Source organism: Caballeronia sp. LZ024, assembly GCF_031451455.1.
Classification (GTDB): Bacteria; Pseudomonadota; Gammaproteobacteria; order Burkholderiales; family Burkholderiaceae; genus Caballeronia; species Caballeronia telluris.
In genome coordinates this window covers 881321-899982 of record NZ_JARUXL010000001.1, presented here as the reverse complement: position 1 = coordinate 899982, position 18662 = coordinate 881321, and the positions used below count along the sequence as shown (strand labels likewise).

Below are 18662 nucleotides of genomic sequence, written 5' to 3'. Positions count from 1 at the left end.
TCGTCCTCAATCCAGCCGGAGCTTCGCTTCGGCGTACGCATACATCGGGCGCCACAGCAGTCGGTTGAACAGCGTGACAAAGAGCGACATCACGGCGATGCCGAGAATGATCTTCGGGTAATCGCCGGCCGCCGTCGTCTCGGCGATATAGGCGCCAAGGCCGTGCGCGACGAGCTTCGTCTGTCCCCACGAAACCGCTTCGGCGACGATGCTCGCGTTCCACGCGCCGCCGGACGCCGTGATCGCGCCGGTGACGTAGTACGGGAAGATGCCCGGCAGCATCGCCTGGCGCCACCACTGCCAGCCCTTGATCTGGAAGTTGGTCGCGGCCTCGCGATAGTCGTTCGGGTAGGAGCTCGCGCCCGCGATCACGTTGAAGAGGATATACCACTGCGTTCCGAGCACGATCAGCGGCGAAAGCCAGATGTCCGGATTCAGGCCGAACTTCACGATCACGACGACGAACACCGGAAACAGCAGATTCGCCGGAAAGGCCGCGAGAAACTGCGCGACCGGCTGGATCTTTTCCGCGAGCGCCGGACGCAGCCCGATCAGCACGCCAACCGGCACCCAGATCACCGAAGCGATCGCGATCAGCACGACGACGCGCAGTAGCGTAATCAGCCCGAGCACGAAGACATGCCCGACTTCATGCCACGTGACGCCCGTCATCACGAAGGCCGTCACCTTCCACACGACGATCGCCGTCACCACCAGTACGACCGCGGCCCACGCGATGTCGCCGGCGCGCGTCGAGGACGCGGCCTTCGGCAACGACAGACGCACGCCCTGCAGCGAAGGCAGCTTGAGCGGCACGCGCGCCGCTTTCGCGAAAAGCCAGCCGGCCGGCACGAGTAGCCGGTGAATCAGCCGCGTGCGGCGGATCAGGTCGAGCAGCCACGACGCCGGCGCGTTGCCCGAACTCGTCGTCTCCATGCGGAACTTGTCGGCCCACGCGACGAGCGGCCGGAACATCAGCTGGTCGTAGGCGAGGATCACGACGGTCATCGTCAGGATCACCCAGCCGATCGCGCCCAGATTGCGCTCGCCGATGGCCGTCGCGAGATACGCGCCGATGCCCGGCAGCACGATGGTGCGATTGCCGACCGTGATCGCCTCGGAGGCGACCACAAAAAACCAGCCGCCCGACATCGACATCATCATGTTCCAGATGAGGCCCGGCATCGAGAACGGCACTTCGAGCTTCCAGAAGCGCTGCCAGTTGGTGAGATGAAAGCCGCGCGAGACTTCGTCGAGATCGCGCGGCACCGTGCGCAGCGACTGATAGAAGCTGAACGTCATGTTCCACGCCTGGCTCGTGAAGATCGCGAAGATCGCGGCGCACTCGGCGCCGATCACGCGTCCCGGAAAAAGCGCGAGAAAGAACGTGACGGTAAAGGAAATGTAGCCGAGCACCGGCACCGACTGGAGGATGTCGAGCACCGGCACGAGCACGAGCGACGCGCGCCGGCTCTTCGCCGCGAGCGTGCCGTAGACGAGCGTGAACACGAGCGAGGCGACCATCGCCGCCAGCATGCGCAGCGTGGTGCGCAGCGCGTACTCCGGCAGGTTCGACGGATCGAGCGAAATCGCCTGGCTTTGCAGGGTCGAGATCGGCGCCATCGTCTCGTGGAATCCGACCGCCGCGAGCGCGATGATGCAGATGATCATCGGGAACGCGACGAAGTCCCAGCGATTGGGCAGGAGCCGCCACGCCGACGCGTTCGCCATGCGATTCAGATTGAAACCAAAATCCATCAGGGCCCTCCCCGTGAGGCTCGTATTGCTGCCCGCGCGCGGCGCGGGATGTTGCTCGAGTGCTCGGGCGGCGCATGCCGCCCGTCCATGAAAAGCCGCCTCGCGCGAAACGCGGCAGCGACAAGTGCGGATCTCGCCCTTCTGCGCTGTTTGCGCTATTCGCGCCGCGATTCTGTCGCGCCGCTTTCCGAAACGCCGGCCGCGCGTCTTGCTGATTTCGAATCGATCGACACTACACCAACCTTCGTGACAGGCACAACCGCGGCGCCGGGCACGGCGACTGTTGCTCATCGGCACATGCAAGGCAAAAATGAAGGCCCGTGCCGAAACAAGGCGAAACGTCGGCGAGGAACGTATCCGTGCGCTTGCGGCGCGCGTTCGTTCGCAAGCGGACCCGCGCGCACGAGCGGTCGGCACGCGGCGCGCCGGCATCGTCGAAACAGGCTTGCGGCAGCGCTAAACCGGGCTTTTTTGCCGTTCTCCTTCTGCCCGGACCGACAAGACGCTTGATAGGCGTACAAAAACATCGTCCAATCGTGGCTTGTCTGCTAAAAGAAGAATTGTCCGGCCGATGCGCCCTTCGCGACTAGAGGATCGATGAATAAGACAACCTTGCACCGTGTGACCGCGACGCTCGCCCTCGCGTTGCTCGCATGCGCGTGCTGGGTCGCGGCCGGCGCGCTGTCGGACCGAATGGTACAACAAGAAATGTCCGCCACGGTGCGCGCGGAGCGCCAGATGGCGGCTTCGATCGTCGACAACATGGCGCAGATCATCGCGAGCGACCTCGCGATGTCGCGCGCGATTCCCGCCACGCTCGCCCAAATGGATCTGATGCAGCACGCGCTCGTCGAGTCGCGGCATTATGCCTCGAAGCCTCCCGCGACGGAATCCGAGCGCCGCGCCGACTGGTTGGGGCGCCCCGAACTCGCCAAGGTCAACAACTTCCTGCACGACGCGCAGGGCTTTTCCGGACTGGATTCGGTCTGGCTCGTCAACGATCAGGGGCTGTGCGTCGCGTCGAGCAACGCCACCGAAGACAACAGCTTCATCGGCTTTGACATGAGCGAGCGCGGCTACGTGGCGCGCGCGCTGCTCGGCGGCTTCGTCGAGATGTACGGCGTCGGACGGCTGTCGGGCGAGCCGGGCATCTTCATCGCGGCGCCCGTCTACGACGACGGCTTTCTGGTCGGCGCGCTGATCGCGAAGGTGAGCATCGACCGGCTGCGGCACTGGGTGTCGCGCGCGGGCACGTTCGTCACGGACGAGAACGGCGTCGTCGTGATGGCGCACGACGGCCGGCTCGAATACGAAGCGATGCCCGATGCGCCCGTGACGAAGATGACGGTGGAGGAACGCGTCGATCACTATCGCCGTGAAGCGTTCCCACAACTGCATGTCGCGCGCGTCGGCGAACAGATCCGCGCGACCGAGAAGTGGCTGCCGAGCGCGGTTGCGAATTCGTTCTATTCCGCGAACGGCAGTTCGACGCCCGCCCTCTACGACGAGCGCACGGGCCTGAACTCGGGGCTCTCGGCGCATATCGTGCATCCGCTCACGAGCTGGCCGGACCTCACGCGCAACCACAGCCGCGACCGCATCCTCGTGTTCCTGACGATGCTCGGGATCGTCGCGCTCGCGACCGTGATCGCGACGTCGTACTCGCGCGAGCGGCGCCTGCACCGCGCGACGCGCGATCTGGCCGAGCAGTTGCAGGCCGCCAATACGCTGCTTTCGGCCGAAGCGCGCCACGATGCGCTCACGGGCGCCCTCTCCCGCCGCTATTTCCTCGACACGCTGCGTCACGAAGTGGAGCTGGCGCGCGCGGCGGGCACGCCGCTGTCGGTGGCGATCGCCGATCTCGACTACTTCAAGCAGATCAACGACCGCTTCGGACACGCTTCCGGCGACCGCGCGCTCGAACATTTCGTCGAAGTGTGCCGCGCGCAGCTTCGCCCGAGCGATGCGATCGGCCGGCTGGGCGGCGAGGAATTCGGGCTGCTGCTCCCGCAGACGTCGCTCGCGGACGCGCAGGCCGTGCTCGAACGCCTCCGAAAGCGCTTTCACCACGAGCATTGCGCGCATCTGCCCGACGAAGCCGCGCTTTCCGTGAGCATCGGCATCACGGAACTGGCCGAGGGCGACGCCACCGAGTGGATCCTGAGCCGCGCGGACCTCGCGCTCTACGAAGCCAAGTCGCGCGGCCGCGATCGCAGCGAAGTCCGCCCGGCCGATTCCATACCGCCCGCGCGGCGGCCGGAAAACTCGCTCACCGGCAAATAAGCGCCGCGCAGCCGGAAAAGCACCCTCCATCGCGCGCGGAAACCGCCTCCGACGCGCTCGACGCGCAGCAGGTATCATCGACGTTCGATATCCGACGCCGCTGTCCTCAGGAGGTTTTGCATGAAGGGAAATCTGGTCATCGTTTGCCGCGATCAGGACGCTGAAGCATTCGACCACCTGCTCGCCGAGTATGGCTCGTTCCAGACCCGGCTTTCCTCGACCGCCTGGTTCCTGAAGATCGACGTCGCGCCGGAAGTCATTCAGGAAGAGATTCTCGGGCGGCTCGGCAAGTACACGACGCATTACATCTTCGAGGCGTCCACCGTCACCTACAACACCGTCGACAGCGAAGCCGCCTCCGCGCTGGAAACGCTCTTCGACTGAGCGTCCCGCGCGTTTGACTCGACCTGTTCAGATCGCTCGCTCCTCTCGATGCGCGACCACCCGCCGCTCGCCGACGGGGCGCGTCGCGACATCGAACGGGAACGTCATCAACACCTGTAGTCCGCCGCTTTCGTGATGGCCGCTGTCGTAATTGCCGATCTCGCATTCGCCGCCCGCGCGCCGTGCCAACCGCTCGACGATCGCGAGGCCTAGTCCGCTGTGGCCGCTGCCGCCGCGCGCCGGATCGAGGCGCACGAACGGCCGGCTCGCCTTGATGAGATCGTCAGGCGCGATGCCGCCGCCGTGGTCCGCCACCCGCAATTTCCAGCCGTTCGCCCCGCGCCAGGTCTCGATCACGACGGGCGGCGCGCCGTATGCATGGGCGTTGTCGAGCAGGTTCGACAAGACACGGTCGAGCGTCGCGGCGGGCAGCACGAAGTCCGGACCCGCTTCGAGCCGCGTCTGAACCGGCTGCGCGCCCGGCGCCACCGCGCGATAGGTGCGAGCGATCTTCTCGCACTGCTGATCCACTTCGATCGGCTCGCTGCCATCGGCGCGATCGTGCGCGAACACCAAAAACTGGTCGACGATATGCGCCATCGAATCGACGTCGCGCACCACGCCGTCGCGCAGCTTCGCCTCTTCCATCATCTCGGCGCGCAGCCGCAGACGCGCAAGCGGTGTCTTCAGATCGTGCGCGACGCCCGCCAGCATCACGGCGCGGTCGTTTTCGGTCTGCGAGACCTCGCGCACCATCTGGTTGAAACCGTGCGTCAGTTGCCGCAGTTCGCGCGGACCGCGTTCGGGCACAGGCGGCGTCGGCTGGCCGCGGCCGAAGCGCGCGACCGCCTGCGCGAGCGAGCGCAACGGCTGCTGCAACTGCCACGCGGCAAGCAGCGCCGCCATCACGGCGGTCGAAAAAATGATCGCGAGCCACACGAGCATGCGGTCGCGCGAACGCGGCGGACGCAGCGGCTGCACCGGCACGACGATCCAGTCCGTGTCCTTGATGCCCTTCACCCAGATGCTCGGCGGCGCGCCCGGCTCGCCGAGACGCACCTCGGTGCCGTCCGGCAGACGGTCGCGCAGGTCTTCGAGAAAGCGGCCCATCGGCGGCGGGACGTCCTCGTCGCCCGACGGGGGCGCCGGCTTCGGCACGTCGGGACTATCCGACGCGACGACCCGCACGCGCGACGGCAGCGGCTGGTTCGGCGAATTGGCGATGTGCTGGCGCACGGCATCGACGAGGAACGTGGCCTCTTCCACCGCGTAGCGCGTCTGGTTGTTGTCGCGCTCGACGCGAATGACCGCGAACCACGCCACATGCGACAGGACCAGCACGCCGATGACGAGCAGGACCAGCCGGCCGAACAGTGAATCAATGGGCCGGCGCATTTTGCTCGCCGTCGGGCACGAACACGTAGCCGCGTCCGCGCACGGTCTGGATGAAGCGCGGCGCGGACGGGTCGGTTTCCAGGATGCGCCGCAGACGCCACACCTGCACGTCGATGCCGCGGTCGGTGCCGTCGTATTCCGGGCCGTGCAGCAGTTCGAGCAGGCGTTCGCGGGTGAGCGTGCGCATCGGATTGTTGACGAAGATCTTCAACAGCGCGAATTCGCTGCCCGAGAGCGTGATGGGCTTGTCGTCCTGCTGCAGCGTGCGCGACTGGAAGTCGAGCCTGAAGCGCCCGAACGAAAACGGCTCGCGCTGCTCCGGTGCCGCCGACGGAATCGTGCGCCGGCGTCGCAGCACCGCCTGCACGCGCGCCAGCAGTTCGCGCGGATTGAACGGCTTGCCGAGGTAGTCGTCCGCGCCGAGTTCCAGCCCGACGATGCGGTCCACGTCGTCGGCACGGGCGGTCAGCATGATGACCGGGATGTCGTCGCCGGACGCGCGCAGTTTTCTGAGCGCGGTCAGGCCGTCGACGCCCGGCATCATCAGGTCGAGCACGATGAGATCCGGGCGCTCGCGCTCGATGCGCCGCTCGAGCGAGCCGGCGTCGTGCAGCACGGACACTTCGATGCCCTGCCGGACCAGATAGTCGCGCAGGAGATCGCGCAGTTCAGCGTCGTCATCGACGACAAGAATTTGAGTAGTCATGGAGGCAAGTTTAACGCGCGGCCTTAGGCAGATTGGCGGCGAACGCGCCGCAAAGGGTTACCGGGTGTTACGGCGAAAGCGGCTCGTAAACCGGCGTAACAAGCACGACGCGCGCCGTAACACGGCCGTTGTGAGGAAACTCTACGCTGTGTCTCACCGAAGGCGTGAGTCTTGTTCACTTCGCTACTCAAGCTTCGCCGACTCGGCCTCGATCATCAAAACAGGAGTCCACGATGCTGAAGCAATCCCGAATCCTCGCTGTCGCCGCCGCCGCGCTCGCCATGACGATCGGCGCCGCCAATGCCGCCACGCCCGCCTCCGACGCGCCGCCGCCCGGCGGCCCCGGCATGGCGATGGGTGGTCCCGGCGGCCCCGGCGGACATCGCATGGAAATGCGCATGCAGAAGCAGCTCAACGAACTGCACGGCCAACTGAAGCTTAACGCCGACCAGGAAAAGCTGTGGCAGAACGCGCTCGACACGATGAAGCAGAACCACACGGCCATGCGCGAAAGCCACAAGCAGATGCGCGACCAGTTCAAGTCGATGGCGCAGCAGCCTATTCTCGACCTGAACGCGATGCACGCCGCGCATCAGAAAATCGAAGAGCAGAACGCGCAGTTGCGCGAGCAGACGTCCACCGCGTGGCTCCACTTCTACAACGCACTGAACGACCAGCAGAAGACGACCGTCAGCTCGGCGCTCAAGAAGCACTTCGCAAAGATGCACGAGCATCAGGACAAGATGCATGAGCGCTGGGGCAAGCACCGCGGCGCGCCGGGCGAACGCCCGGCGAGCGGCGCGGCGGCCACCACCAAGCCGTAACGCGCGAATCTTCCGCGCATGAAAAAAGCCGCGGGGTCGCGTTCAGACTCGCACCCGCGGCTTCTTCCTTTGGCCTTGCCGAATGCGTCAGGCCAGGTCAAATAGCAGCACTTCGGCCTTTTCGCCGTCCTCGAGCGTGACCTTCGACACGTCCTCGAGGCGCGCCGCATCGCCGGCTTGCAGCTTTTCGCCGTTCACGGACACCGCCCCGCGCGCCACGTGCACATACACGCGCCGTCCGGCGGGCACGTCGAACTGGGCGCGCTCGTCGCCGTCGAAAAGACCCGCGTGGATCTCTGCGTCCGCACCGAGCTTCACCGCGCCGTCGCGCCCCGAAGGCGATGCGATCACGCGCAGGCGTCCGCGTTTTTCGGCGTCGTCGAAGTGCTTTTCCTCGTAGCCCGGCGCGCCGCCCGGCGCATCCGGAATGATCCAGATTTGCAGGAAGTGCGCGGTCTCGTCGTGCGAGCCGTTGAATTCGCTGTGACGCACGCCGGTGCCCGCGCTCATGCGCTGCACGTCGCCCGGGCGGATCGTGGAGCCGTTGCCCATGCTGTCGCGGTGAGCGAGCGCGCCTTCCAGCACATAGCTGATGATCTCCATGTCGCGATGGCCGTGCGTGCCGAAGCCCTTGCCGCCCGCGACGCGATCCTCGTTGATCACGCGCAGCGCGCCGAAATGCATGTGCTCCGGATCGTAGTAATCCGCGAACGAAAACGTGTGATACGAATCGAGCCAGCCGTGGTTGGCATGACCTCGTTCATTGCCGCGACGAATCTCGAACATCCCGTTTCTCCGGTTGGTTTTGCGATGCATCCAATGTAAGGGCGGGCCAGCCGACGAACAACGGGCGCGCCGGCACTACACCGTCCTGAAAATGCGGGTAATCGGCCGAATCCGGGTTCGCTCGCGCGGCGGGCGGCTTCGGGTAAAATGCTGCGCTTTTCGTCGCGGGCGCTCTGTTTGCGGACCGGCACACGAGCCGCGACGCGGGCCGACAAGGCCGTCGGCGGGCCGTGGCGCGGTGCAAAAACGCCGTATCCCAATTTTGGACGCCTAGAATACCGACGCTCGCAGGCTGCGGCCAACCGGGCGCACGCGACTCGACCACGGCGCCGAACGATCGCTGAAAGAGGGCCGAAGCGGCCCTCCGTCATGCGAAAAACCGCGGACCAACCGCACGTCATCAAGGAATCACCATGCTTCAAGGCTACGGGCCGCTGATTCTCTCGGGCACCTGGCAGACTGTCAAACTGGCGGTGCTGTCGCTCGCGTTCGCTTTCGTGATCGGACTGATCGGCGCGGCGGCGAAACTGTCGAGGAACCGCATTTCGTCGGGGATCGGCACGCTGTATACGACGCTCATCCGCGGCGTGCCCGACCTCGTGCTGATGCTGCTGCTCTTCTACAGCATCCAGATCTGGCTGAACAATCTCACCGACCTCCTCGGCTGGGATCAGATCGACATCGACCCGTTTCTCGCCGGCATTCTCGTGCTCGGTTTCATCTACGGCGCGTATTTCACCGAAACCTTCCGCGGCGCGTTTCTTTCCGTGCCGCGCGGCCAACTCGAAGCGGGCGCGGCCTACGGCATGACGCCGTGGCAGACTTTCTCGCGCATCATGTTTCCGCAGATGATGCGTTTTGCGCTGCCCGGCATCGGCAACAACTGGCAGGTGATGGTGAAGGCGACGGCGCTCGTCTCGATCATCGGCCTCGCCGACGTGGTGAAGGCCGCGCAAGACGCCGGCAAGGGCACGCTGCGGTTCTTCTTCTTCACGCTGCTCGCGGGCGCGATCTATCTCGTGATCACGACCGTGTCGAATCTCGTGCTGATCTGGCTGGAACGCCGTTATTCGATCGGCGTGCGCAAGGCAGACCTATAAAAAGCGGCGGACCTCATGCTCGAAATCATCCAGGAATACTGGAAGAACTATCTCTTCACCGACGGCTACCGCGTCACCGGCCTCGCCATCACGATGTGGCTTTTGGTCATCTCGATCGCGCTCGGTTTTTGTCTGTCGATTCCGCTCGCGGTTGCGCGCGTCTCGAAGAACAAGCTGCTCTCGCGCGGCGTGTGGCTGTATACATATGTGTTTCGCGGCACGCCGCTCTACGTGCAGTTGCTGCTCTGCTACACCGGGCTCTACAGCCTGCAGGTCGTGCGCGACCACATGCTGCTCAACGAGTTCTTCCGCAACGGCATGAACTGCACGCTGCTGGCGTTCACGCTCAACACCTGCGCGTACACCACCGAAATCTTCGCCGGCGCGATCAAGGCGACGCCCTACGGCGAAATCGAGGCGGCGCGCGCCTACGGGATGTCGTCGTTCACGCTTTACCGGCGCGTGATCCTGCCGTCGGCGCTCAGACGCGCCCTGCCGTACTACAGCAACGAAGTGATCCTGATGCTGCACGCGACGACCGTCGCCTTCACCGCCACCGTGCCCGACATCCTGAAGATCGCGCGCGACGTCAATTCCGCGACGTACAAGTCGTTCGAGGCGTTCGGCATCGCCGCGCTCCTCTATCTCGTCATCTCGTTCGCGCTCGTGTGGCTGTTCCGCCGCGCCGAGCATCGCTGGCTCGCGTACCTGCGGCCGCAGGGTAAATAAGCCGCAAGGACCGCACATGAATGCACAGAAGCAAAAGCTCTTCGTCGACGACCTCCACAAGCAATACGGCGAAAACGAAGTGCTCAAGGGCGTGTCGCTGAAGGCGAAAGCCGGCGACGTGATCAGCATCATCGGCTCGTCCGGTTCGGGCAAGAGCACGATGCTGCGTTGTATCAATTTCCTCGAGCAGCCCAACCGGGGGCGCATCTTCGTGGATGGTGTCGAAGTGCGCACGCTGAAGGACAAGACCGGCGCGCTGAAGGTCGCCGACCAGAAGCAGTTGCGCGAAGTGCGCTCGAAGCTCTCGATGGTGTTCCAGCACTTCAACCTGTGGTCGCACATGAACGTGCTGGAAAACGTGATGGAGGCGCCCGTCAACGTGCTCGGCCTGCCGAAGAAGGAAGCCGAGGAGCGCGCGCGCACGTACCTGGAGAAGGTTGGACTCGCGCCGCGCGTGGAGCAGCAGTATCCGTCGCACTTGTCGGGCGGGCAGCAGCAGCGCGTCGCGATCGCCCGCGCCCTCGCGATGCATCCCGACGTCATGCTCTTCGACGAACCGACCTCGGCACTTGACCCGGAACTCGTCGGCGAAGTGCTGAAGGTGATGCAGACGCTCGCCGAGGAAGGCCGCACAATGATCGTCGTCACGCACGAGATGGCGTTCGCGCGCAACGTGTCGAACCATGTCGTGTTTCTGCACCAGGGGCGCATCGAAGAAGAAGGTCATCCGCAGGAGGTGTTCGGCGCGCCTAAAAGCGAGCGGCTCAGGCAGTTTCTGTCCGGCAGTCTCAAGTGATGCTGCTAATTCTGTAGTTCCTGTAGTCGCACGCGCGCCCATCCGCGTTGAGCGACCCGAGAAAAAGCGCCGCAAGGCGCTTTTTTCATGTCCGCGCGCAGCCCCGAAGCCTCGCCGGGAACGACTTTCGCGGCCTAGCCGCCTCTCGGGCGCCCGTCAATAGAGTCATTCCTTGACCTAAAGCTTTCATCTTCCTAAACCCCTTACGCGGTAAGGCTTTGGACGGATTTCGATGAATCGGGCGTGGCTTGTCGCGCACACCGGCATTGCGTTTTCGAGACACATGGGTGGGAAAGCGCAAATTTCTTTGGCGCCCAAAACGTATTTTGATAAATTAGTAATCAAAGTACCAAAAGGAAGTTCACAAAAAGTAGTTTTACTTCAAAAAGAACAGAGGAGACACCGAACCCAACGGTCGGCAGTCGCGTCCGCGTTTAGGCCAGCGCGCGGATCAACCAGGGCGCACCTGCCCGCGCGTGTCCCTCTGAAAACGATTTCCGGTTCGATGCTCTCGCATCGCGCCACACGGCAGCACTTGGGTTCCTTTTTTTTGACAGGGTTGGAGGAGATGATGAAAAAAGCTTTGCTCGCGGCATCGCTGCTGACGTTCGGCGTTGCGGCCCACGCTCAGAGCAGCGTGACGCTGTATGGTCGCCTGGACGCGGGGCTCGAATACATGACGGGCGTTCCGACAGGTCCCGCCAATGCTCCCGCCACCGGCAGCACGCACCGTTTCCGCGCTGAAAGCGGCGACTGGGGCACGAGCCTCTGGGGCTTGAAGGGCGTCGAAGACCTGGGCGGCGGCTACAAGGCCGTGTTCCAGTTGGAAGGCAGCTTCAACACCATGACGGGTCAGGGCCCGGGCAATAACGGCATCTTCAATCGCTGGGCGACGGTCGGTATCGCCAACAACAGCTTCGGTACGCTGCTGTTGGGTCGCGAACTCTTCATCGCCAACGGCGTGTGGGACTTCGATCCGTTCGGTCAGTCGAACTGGTCGTCGGCGTCGCTGGTGCGTGGCCGCAACTGGCCGCAATCGAGCAACAACATTTCGTACCAGTCGCCGAAGTGGTACGGCTTTGATGTGTACGGCCAGTACGCGCTGTCGAACGCGACGAACTGGAACGGTAACGGCAGCACGCCGCAAGGCCGTGAAGGCGGTCTGCAACTGACGTACACGTCCGCGCTCTTCCAGATCCGCGGCATGTACGACGAAATCCGCAACCCGGCGAACGGCTCGCTCGGCGGCGTCTACGATCCGCTCAACGGCGCCAATGCGACGGGCGGCAACGCCAACGGCAACGGCGTGTACGGCTACTCGCGCGAATACACGGCGGCGTTCAACGTGTTCCTGGGCCAGTTCAAGATCCAGGGTGCCTATCAGGCAATCCGCAGCTCGGGCATGACGAACGTGCTGCCGGGCCAGCCGACGACGATCGACCACGAATGGGGCGGCGTGACGTGGCAGGCAACGCCGGCAGCGGCACTGATTGCGGCTGTCTACCACTCGAACGCCAACAACGGCGCGGGCAATGCGACGCTGTACACGGTCGGCGGCTCCTACAACCTGTCGAAGCGCACGCTGCTCGACATCCAGGTGGCGACGGTGCAGAACAGCAAGTCGGCTAACTATGGTCTGAACGCCAACAACTTCGGTACGTCGGCTGCGACCGACAACCCGCTGCAAGGCCACAGCCAGTCGGGCGTGTATGCAGGTATCCAGCACTCGTTCTAATCGACGGGTCTGACAGAAAAAGGCTTCACGAGAGTTTTCACGCTGCTGCGAGAGGCGCGTATCGGTGCGGTGCCCGAAAGGGTATCGCACCGTTTTTTATTGGCGCTTCGACAGGCGTGAATGCGGCCAGTCGCGCGAAATGAACGCTCGGGTGCAGCGCCGCCGTGCTCTATCCAAAAACATCCGCTTCAGGCCTTTGATTTAGGAATTCTCCGCTAGTCGTGGGTGCGCCCGCCATCTAGCCTCGCCGATCCACCAACGACGAGGCTTTCATGCGCCAGCGCCCTCAACTTCACGGCTCGTTCTGGGCACTTGCCGATTCCTCCGACGCCGGACATCCGGCGACTTCCGCCGATCAAACCGAACAAACCGAAGCGAGCGACGCGCAATGCCGCGCTCGAGCCGGCGAAACGACCGGGCGCACCGCCGCGTTTCTGATCCACGGTCTCGGCGGCACGCAATTCGACCTCGGGTCGATCCACAAGGCGCTGCGGCGCGCGGGCATCGAGCCGCATTCGATCACCCTGCCCGGCCACGGAACCACGCCGCACGATCTGGCGAGCGTGCGCGCGGAAACGTGGCTCGACGCGGTCACGGCGGCGTATCGCGAGATCGCGCGCGACTACGACACCGTCCATGTGATCGGCATGTGCATGGGCGCGCTGCTCGCGCTCGCCCTGTGCGCGCGGGAAGGTCACGCGCGCGGACGGCTCGTCGCGCTGGCGCCGCCGATCTACATCGACGGCTGGGCGACGCCCTGGTATCGCGCGCTGCGTCACGCTGCGTACTGGCTGCCGTTCGTGCCGGAGCGCGTGCGCGTCGATGAAAGCGAGCCATACGGCATCAAGAACGCGGAACTGCGTTCGATCGTGAAGGCGAAATTCGCGCGCGGCGACGCCTTCCACTATCGATGGGTGCCGCTTGCATGTATCCGCGAGGTGGATCGGCTGAGACGGCTCGCAAGGCGCGCCGCTGCCGCGCTCGCCTGCGAGACGCTCGTCATGCACGCGCGCCACGACGACCTGACGAGCCTTAAGTCGGCGTATTTTCTGCGCGGCGCAGTGAAGCGTTCCGAACTGGTCGTGCTCGAGAACAGCTATCACCTGATTTGCGTCGACAACGACCGGCAGCTCGTCGCGACGCATGTGCTGCGGTTCCTCGGACTCGATCCGGCACCGGCCGGCAGGCCAACGGCCGACGAGGCGAAGGCGTCGTCGAACTCGCGCCAGCGGATCGAGGAGCCATCCGCACGGGCCGCTTCATGACAAAGGCCGCCGGTTCTCACCGGCGGCCTTTGTTTTGCCCCATCGCGACGGCTGGAGCGGTTACTCCCGCGCCGCGCCCGACGCACCGTGGCTCAGCCAGTCGAGGACCGCGCCCGCTTCCTCGTCGCCCGCGTCGCGCACGGCCGCGACCGTCTCGTTGAGCTTGGCGCCGGGCTTCGGCGCCGCGCGCCGGATCGCGACGCCGACCGCGAGGATGTCGATGATGACGAGATGCAGGATGCGCGAAATCATCGACAACTGCGATTCACGAATCTCGATGTGATCCGTCTCCAGCGCGACCGTCGCGCGCTTGGCGAGCGGCGTGTTGCTCGACGTGATCGCCACGACCGTCGCGCCCTGCTGCATCGCGACTTCGAGCACGCGCAGCAACTCCGGCGCGCGGCCCGACTTCGACACCGCCACGATCACGTCGCCACGGCCGAGCAGCGCCGCCGACGCCGCCTGCATGTAGAGATCGCCGTAAGCGATCGTCGGAATGCCGAAGCGGAAGAACTTGTAGTGCGCGTCCTGCGCGACGATGTTCGAATTCCCGAGACCGTAAAACTCGATGCGCCGCGCGCCGTTCAGGATGTCGATCGCGCGCTCGACACTGTCGAAATTCAGATGCTCGCGCAACTGCAAGATTGCCGAGACCGTGTTGTCGAGCACTTTCGCGCCGAAATCGGTGGCCGTGTCGCCGAGATGCACCTGACTGTGGCTCACCGGAATCGTGCCCGTGAGACCAGTCGCGAGCTTCAGCTTGAAGTCGGAAAGCCCCGTGCAGCCGAGCGAGCGACAAAAGCGGATCACGGTCGGCTGGCTGACGTCGGCCTTCCTCGCGATGTCGATGATCGGATCGTTGATGATCGAGCGCGGATGGTTCAGCGCAAGATCGGCGACGCGGCGCTCGGCGGGCGTGAGCGCGTCGCGCATCTGGCGGATGCGCTCGAATACCGCCGACGAACCGCTGTTCGCGCGATTCGACAACTGCTCGGCGAGAATCGCGGAAACGCCGAGGAACGCCGGATATTCGGCGGTGATGACATAGGTCGGCACGCCGGACAGATACTGCTGGAACCGCCCTTTCGCCTCGAAACGCTCGCGAAACGGCGATTTATAAAACAGTTCGCCGAGTTTGAGGACGACGCCGCCGCCGATATAGATGCCGCCGAGCGAACCGAGCGTCACCGCGATGTTCCCGGAGAACGTGCCGAGGATGCCGCAGAAGCAGTTCACCGCGGCGAGCGCGAGCGCCTCGCCGTCGTGGGCGCGCTTGGTGACGTCGGCGCTGTTCACCGATTCCGCCACCGCGATGCCGTCGCGCTCCGCGAACGCGCGGTAGATCAGTTCCAGCCCCGGCCCCGCCGCGACGCGCTCGAACGACACATGCGGCCACTTGGTTCGCGCATGGCGCAGCACCAGGTCTTCGTCTTCATTCGACGGCGCGAAGCTCGCGTGGCCGCCCTCGCTGCCGAGCGCGATCCAGCGGTCGTCGGCGGGGATCAGCCCCGAGACGCCCAGGCCCGTGCCCGGCCCGAGCAAGCCGATCACGCTGTTCTGCCGCCGCGAACCGCCGCCGACCTGCACGCGCTGGGCGTCGGTCAGGCCGGGCAGCGCCATCGCGAGCGCGGTGAAGTCGTTGACGACGAGCAGCGTATCGAAGCCGAGCGCGCGGCGCGTCGCTTCGATCGAAAAGCTCCAGTCGTGGTTGGTCATCGCGACGTGGTCGCCGTCGACCGGATTCGCGATCGCGACCGCCGCGTGATTGACGCGGCCGACCTTGGTGTCCTTCAGATACTGCTGCATGACCTCCGCGATGCCCGGATAGTCGGCGGCCGGGTACACGCGGATCTGCCCGATTTCGCCCGGCGCCGTTTCGAGCGCGAAGCGCGCATTGGTGCCGCCCACGTCGGCGAGGAGTCTCGGTCCGTCGGCATGCTGGCTGCCGGCCGGCGCGGCCTTGCTATGCACACCAGTAGACATCGAGCTTGACTCCCTGAGCATTAGCCAACGTCGAGATGGCGTTTTTTTGTGGTGCGGCGAGCGCCGCGTTCAACACGTCGAGCTTCTTCTGGCCCGCGATCAGCAGATAAAGCTGGCCGATCTGCTTCAGCGCCGACATCGACAGGCTCACGCGCGCGTGCGGCGCGCTTGCCGGGTGAACCGAGACGAAGCGGTCGGCGGTGGTGATCGCGACGTCCCACTCGGGCGCGTCCGCGAAGATCGACGCCGTGTGGCCGTCCTCGCCCATGCCGAGCACGGCGACATCGGGCAGGCGGCGCTGCGCGTCGCCGTTCAGGTCGGCGATATGCGTTTCGAGCGAATCCGAGGTGTCGACGAGCGGCCAGAAATACGCCGCGCTCGCCGCGTTCTGCAACAGGGTCGCGCGCACGAGACGCGCGTTGCTCGCGGCATCCGTTTCCGGCACCCAGCGATCGTCGACGAGCGTCACGTCGATGTGCGCCCAGTCGAGCGGTTCGCCTGAAAGCGCCTCTAAAAAGGGACGCGGACTCGTGCCGCCGGAGACGGCAAGCGTCGCGTGATAGGCGGCGTCGGCTGACGCGGCACCGCGAGCCGCCAGCGACGCCTTTAGCGCGTCGCCCACGGCTTTCGCCAGCGCGTCCGACTGGGCGCGCGGGTCGTCGAAAGTGTGAAGCTCGATCACTGCTCCTCCATCCTGCTTTGTTTTCGTTTGATCAGCCCGCCGCGTGGTGCGGCGGCGGGTCATGCCCCGGCTCGGGTCTCGCGCGCTCATCGGCGCGTGCCGTCGTCTTGTTGCCGTCGTCGTGTTGCCGTCTTCGGCGCGCTGTCGTCGTGTCGCCGTGAGCGCGTCGTCATCGATCTGTTGCTATTGTCTTCTCGATTCGCCAGCTTCACCGTGTTTCAAAAACCGCGGCTTTGGTGCTTTATCAGTTCTCTTCTTCCAGCCAGCACGTACCGTGCTGCGCCAGCATCGCGCTCGACGCCGCCGGTCCCCACGTGCCCGCCGCGTAAGGCTTCGGCGGCTTCGGCGACACTTCCCACTCGTTCAGGATCGGCTCGACCCAGCGCCACGCCGCTTCCTGCTCGTCGCGCCGCACGAAGAGCGCGAGGCGCCCGCGGATCACGTCGAGCAGAAGGCGCTGGTAGGCCTCCATCTGTCCTTCGCGGAAGAACTGGTCGAATGCGAGATCGAGGTGGACGCTCGCCAGATTCATGCCCTCGCCCGGCTGCTTGGCGAGGCAGTAAAGGCGAATGGTCTCGTTCGGCTGAAGACGGATCACGAGACGGTTGGCGCCCGCGCGCAACGCATTCGCGCCGAGCGCCGAGTGCGGCACCGGCCGGAAATTCACGACGATCTCCGCGACGCGGTCCGCGAGCCGCTTGCCCGTGCGCAGGAAGAACGGCACGCCCGCCCAGCGCCAGTTTTCGATTTCCACCTTCAGCGCGACGAACGTTTCCGTGCGGCTGTCGGGACGCACGCCCTTTTCGGTCGCGTAGGCCGGCACCGAGGCGCCCTTGATCACGCCCGCGTGATACTGCCCGCGCACCGCGACCCGGCTGATGTCGCGCGGATCGATCGGTTTCAGCGCGCGCAGCACGCGCAGTTTTTCATCGCGCACGGAGTCGGAATCCATCGAGTGCGGCGGCTCCATCGTCACGATGGAGAGCAGCTGCAGCAAGTGGTTCTGCACCATGTCGCGCAAGGCGCCGGTGTTGTCGTAGAAATCGCCGCGCGCTTCCACGCCGAGTTCTTCCGCGATCGTGATCTGGATGCTCTCCACCCATTCGCGGCGCCAGAGCGGCTCGAAAAGCGCATTGCCAAAGCGCAGCGCGAGCAGGTTCTGCACTGGCTCCTTACCGAGATAGTGGTCGATCCGGTAGATCTGCTCTTCCTGGAAAATCTCGCCGACCGCGTCGTTGATCGCATTCGACGATTCCAGGTCGTAGCCGAGCGGCTTTTCCAGCACGATGCGCGCGTTCTGGTTCAGACCGACATCGGCGAGCGCGCGGCAGATCGGCACGAACAGCGACGGCCCGGTGGCGAGATAGAAGACGCGAATGCCGTCGTGCGCCGCGACCGCGTCGCGCAGAATGAGAAAATCCTCCGGCTTGCCGAGGTCGATGTGCACATACTCGACGCGCGCGAGAAAGCCCGACCACGCCTCGTCATCCACGCTGCCCGCGCCATTTTTCGCGACGTGCGGCTTCACATGCTCCTCGACCCACTCGAGATAGGCCGCGCGCGTTTCGACGCCGCGTGCGACGGCGAGGATCTTGCCCGCCGGCGCGAGCATCCCTGCGCGGTGCGCTTCGAAGAGCGCCGGCAGGATCTTGCGCATCGAGAGATCGCCCGTTCCGCCGAAGAGCACGAAGATGAAATTCGAGTCGGTTTGCATGTGTCTCCGTCTTCCCTTTCAGGGACTTTGTTCGGGACCGTAGTCCGATAAAAATTTTTTTGACACTGAATTGTAGTTTAACTACAATCCAAATCAAGAGGTAATGTCATCCCGGAACAAAAAGCTTATGTCAATCAGAAGATGAGCGTTTTCCCGGAGTGGCGTTTCGAATGTTAGCGGAGCGATCGGATGCACGCTTTTTGCGCAACGTCCGCCACGCGCCGCTTCCAGCAGCCTCGAGCCTTCGCGCCGTCAGAGCGCCGTGCGTTCATCGGCGGCCCGGGGCTCAAGCAGAATCAAAAGAGGAGACAACCGTTGCGATTCAAACCACTCATCTCTTGAGAGCCGTTCGGCCGCGTTTCGGTCTGCCGGCTACGCACGTGCGTCGCGCGCATGGCGCCGTCTCACGTTGCACTCTGTCCCGCCGACACCGCCGGACCCCGGCCACCCGTGTATCACCCGTTTTTCCCACCACCGCTTCCTGCTGAATCAGGGGCCAATCGTTTTTTGTTCAGGTGTTTC

The 18662-nt window shown here is 64.7% G+C and carries 15 protein-coding genes; 8 read left to right on the top strand and 7 right to left on the bottom strand.

Going from position 1 to position 18662, the window contains the following annotated elements:
* Positions 1-6: 6 nt before the first annotated feature.
* Complete coding sequence (locus tag QCE48_RS04025) at positions 7-1758, bottom strand: ABC transporter permease subunit (protein WP_309785974.1); 1752 nt, start codon at positions 1756-1758, stop codon at positions 7-9.
* A 597-nt stretch (positions 1759-2355) separates the two neighbouring features.
* Here QCE48_RS04025 and QCE48_RS04020 point away from each other — a divergent pair.
* Positions 2356-4041, top strand: coding sequence for a diguanylate cyclase (locus QCE48_RS04020; RefSeq protein WP_309785975.1), 1686 nt, complete (start codon positions 2356-2358; stop codon positions 4039-4041).
* 120 nt (positions 4042-4161) lie between these two features.
* Positions 4162-4425 (top strand): hypothetical protein, encoded by a 264-nt coding sequence (locus QCE48_RS04015; protein ID WP_062634607.1) that lies wholly within the window; start codon positions 4162-4164, stop codon positions 4423-4425.
* A gap of 27 nt (positions 4426-4452) precedes the next feature.
* On the opposite strand, the gene QCE48_RS04010 is transcribed toward QCE48_RS04015, so the two are convergent.
* Together QCE48_RS04010 and QCE48_RS04005 are read right to left on the bottom strand one after the other, a co-directional pair.
* Positions 4453-5820 carry an ATP-binding protein gene (locus QCE48_RS04010; RefSeq protein WP_309785976.1) on the bottom strand — a complete coding sequence of 456 codons (1368 nt, stop codon included), beginning with the start codon at positions 5818-5820 and terminating at the stop codon, positions 4453-4455.
* Positions 5804-6526 carry a response regulator gene (locus tag QCE48_RS04005; RefSeq protein ID WP_087629040.1) on the bottom strand — a complete coding sequence of 241 codons (723 nt, stop codon included), beginning with the start codon at positions 6524-6526 and terminating at the stop codon, positions 5804-5806. Before QCE48_RS04005 ends, QCE48_RS04010 begins: the two co-directional genes overlap by 17 nt.
* A 233-nt stretch (positions 6527-6759) precedes the next feature.
* On the opposite strand from QCE48_RS04005, the gene QCE48_RS04000 reads away from it, so the two are divergent.
* On the top strand, positions 6760-7350 hold the full coding sequence (locus tag QCE48_RS04000; protein WP_309785977.1) for a periplasmic heavy metal sensor: 591 nt from the start codon (positions 6760-6762) through the stop codon (positions 7348-7350).
* An 87-nt stretch (positions 7351-7437) separates the two neighbouring features.
* Here QCE48_RS04000 and QCE48_RS03995 read toward each other — a convergent pair whose 3' ends face one another.
* Positions 7438-8136, bottom strand: coding sequence for a pirin family protein (locus QCE48_RS03995; protein WP_309785978.1), 699 nt, complete (start codon positions 8134-8136; stop codon positions 7438-7440).
* 413 nt (positions 8137-8549) lie between these two features.
* On the opposite strand from QCE48_RS03995, the gene QCE48_RS03990 reads away from it, so the two are divergent.
* The 5 genes from QCE48_RS03990 to QCE48_RS03970 all read left to right on the top strand — a co-directional run bounded on the left by QCE48_RS03990 (position 8550) and on the right by QCE48_RS03970 (position 13761).
* The gene (locus QCE48_RS03990; RefSeq protein WP_087629043.1) at positions 8550-9236 is read left to right on the top strand and encodes an ABC transporter permease; all 687 of its coding nucleotides are present in this window, start codon (positions 8550-8552) and stop codon (positions 9234-9236) included.
* Between the two features lie 15 nt (positions 9237-9251).
* Entirely contained in the window at positions 9252-9965 is a 714-nt protein-coding gene (locus QCE48_RS03985) for an ABC transporter permease (protein ID WP_309785979.1), read from the top strand.
* A 16-nt stretch (positions 9966-9981) separates the two neighbouring features.
* Positions 9982-10761: an ATP-binding cassette domain-containing protein gene (locus QCE48_RS03980; protein WP_309785981.1), complete on the top strand. Its 780-nt coding sequence runs from the start codon at positions 9982-9984 to the stop codon at positions 10759-10761.
* A 571-nt stretch (positions 10762-11332) separates the two neighbouring features.
* Positions 11333-12496, top strand: a complete 1164-nt coding sequence (locus tag QCE48_RS03975; RefSeq protein ID WP_309785982.1) for a porin — start codon at positions 11333-11335, stop codon at positions 12494-12496.
* Positions 12497-12768: 272 nt separating this feature from the next.
* Positions 12769-13761 (top strand): alpha/beta fold hydrolase, encoded by a 993-nt coding sequence (locus QCE48_RS03970; RefSeq protein ID WP_309785983.1) that lies wholly within the window; start codon positions 12769-12771, stop codon positions 13759-13761.
* A 60-nt stretch (positions 13762-13821) separates the two neighbouring features.
* Here QCE48_RS03970 and QCE48_RS03965 read toward each other — a convergent pair whose 3' ends face one another.
* From QCE48_RS03965 to zwf, 3 genes are all read right to left on the bottom strand, one after another.
* Positions 13822-15744 carry a bifunctional transcriptional regulator/glucokinase gene (locus tag QCE48_RS03965; RefSeq protein ID WP_309785984.1) on the bottom strand — a complete coding sequence of 641 codons (1923 nt, stop codon included), beginning with the start codon at positions 15742-15744 and terminating at the stop codon, positions 13822-13824.
* Complete coding sequence (gene pgl / locus QCE48_RS03960; RefSeq protein WP_309785985.1) at positions 15725-16426, bottom strand: 6-phosphogluconolactonase; 702 nt, start codon at positions 16424-16426, stop codon at positions 15725-15727. Before pgl ends, QCE48_RS03965 begins: the two co-directional genes overlap by 20 nt.
* Positions 16427-16670: 244 nt before the next feature.
* Positions 16671-18140: a glucose-6-phosphate dehydrogenase gene (gene zwf / locus QCE48_RS03955; RefSeq protein WP_309785986.1), complete on the bottom strand. Its 1470-nt coding sequence runs from the start codon at positions 18138-18140 to the stop codon at positions 16671-16673.
* Positions 18141-18662 lie beyond the last annotated feature (522 nt).

Excerpts from the sequence above, each read along its gene's own strand:
- QCE48_RS03965 (WP_309785984.1), bottom strand. The coding sequence starts at position 15,744 with ATGTCTACTGGTGTGCATAGCAAGGCCGCGCCGGCCGGCAGCCAGCAT.
- QCE48_RS04010 (WP_309785976.1), bottom strand. The coding sequence starts at position 5,820 with ATGCGCCGGCCCATTGATTCACTGTTCGGCCGGCTGGTCCTGCTCGTC.
- QCE48_RS04025 (WP_309785974.1), bottom strand. The coding sequence starts at position 1,758 with ATGGATTTTGGTTTCAATCTGAATCGCATGGCGAACGCGTCGGCGTGG.
- zwf (WP_309785986.1), bottom strand. The coding sequence starts at position 18,140 with ATGCAAACCGACTCGAATTTCATCTTCGTGCTCTTCGGCGGAACGGGC.
- QCE48_RS03985 (WP_309785979.1), top strand. The coding sequence starts at position 9,252 with ATGCTCGAAATCATCCAGGAATACTGGAAGAACTATCTCTTCACCGAC.
- QCE48_RS03995 (WP_309785978.1), bottom strand. The coding sequence starts at position 8,136 with ATGTTCGAGATTCGTCGCGGCAATGAACGAGGTCATGCCAACCACGGC.
- QCE48_RS03975 (WP_309785982.1), top strand. The coding sequence starts at position 11,333 with ATGAAAAAAGCTTTGCTCGCGGCATCGCTGCTGACGTTCGGCGTTGCG.
- QCE48_RS03990 (WP_087629043.1), top strand. The coding sequence starts at position 8,550 with ATGCTTCAAGGCTACGGGCCGCTGATTCTCTCGGGCACCTGGCAGACT.
- QCE48_RS04000 (WP_309785977.1), top strand. The coding sequence starts at position 6,760 with ATGCTGAAGCAATCCCGAATCCTCGCTGTCGCCGCCGCCGCGCTCGCC.
- QCE48_RS04020 (WP_309785975.1), top strand. The coding sequence starts at position 2,356 with ATGAATAAGACAACCTTGCACCGTGTGACCGCGACGCTCGCCCTCGCG.
- QCE48_RS04015 (WP_062634607.1), top strand. The coding sequence starts at position 4,162 with ATGAAGGGAAATCTGGTCATCGTTTGCCGCGATCAGGACGCTGAAGCA.
- QCE48_RS03980 (WP_309785981.1), top strand. The coding sequence starts at position 9,982 with ATGAATGCACAGAAGCAAAAGCTCTTCGTCGACGACCTCCACAAGCAA.
- QCE48_RS04005 (WP_087629040.1), bottom strand. The coding sequence starts at position 6,526 with ATGACTACTCAAATTCTTGTCGTCGATGACGACGCTGAACTGCGCGAT.
- QCE48_RS03970 (WP_309785983.1), top strand. The coding sequence starts at position 12,769 with ATGCGCCAGCGCCCTCAACTTCACGGCTCGTTCTGGGCACTTGCCGAT.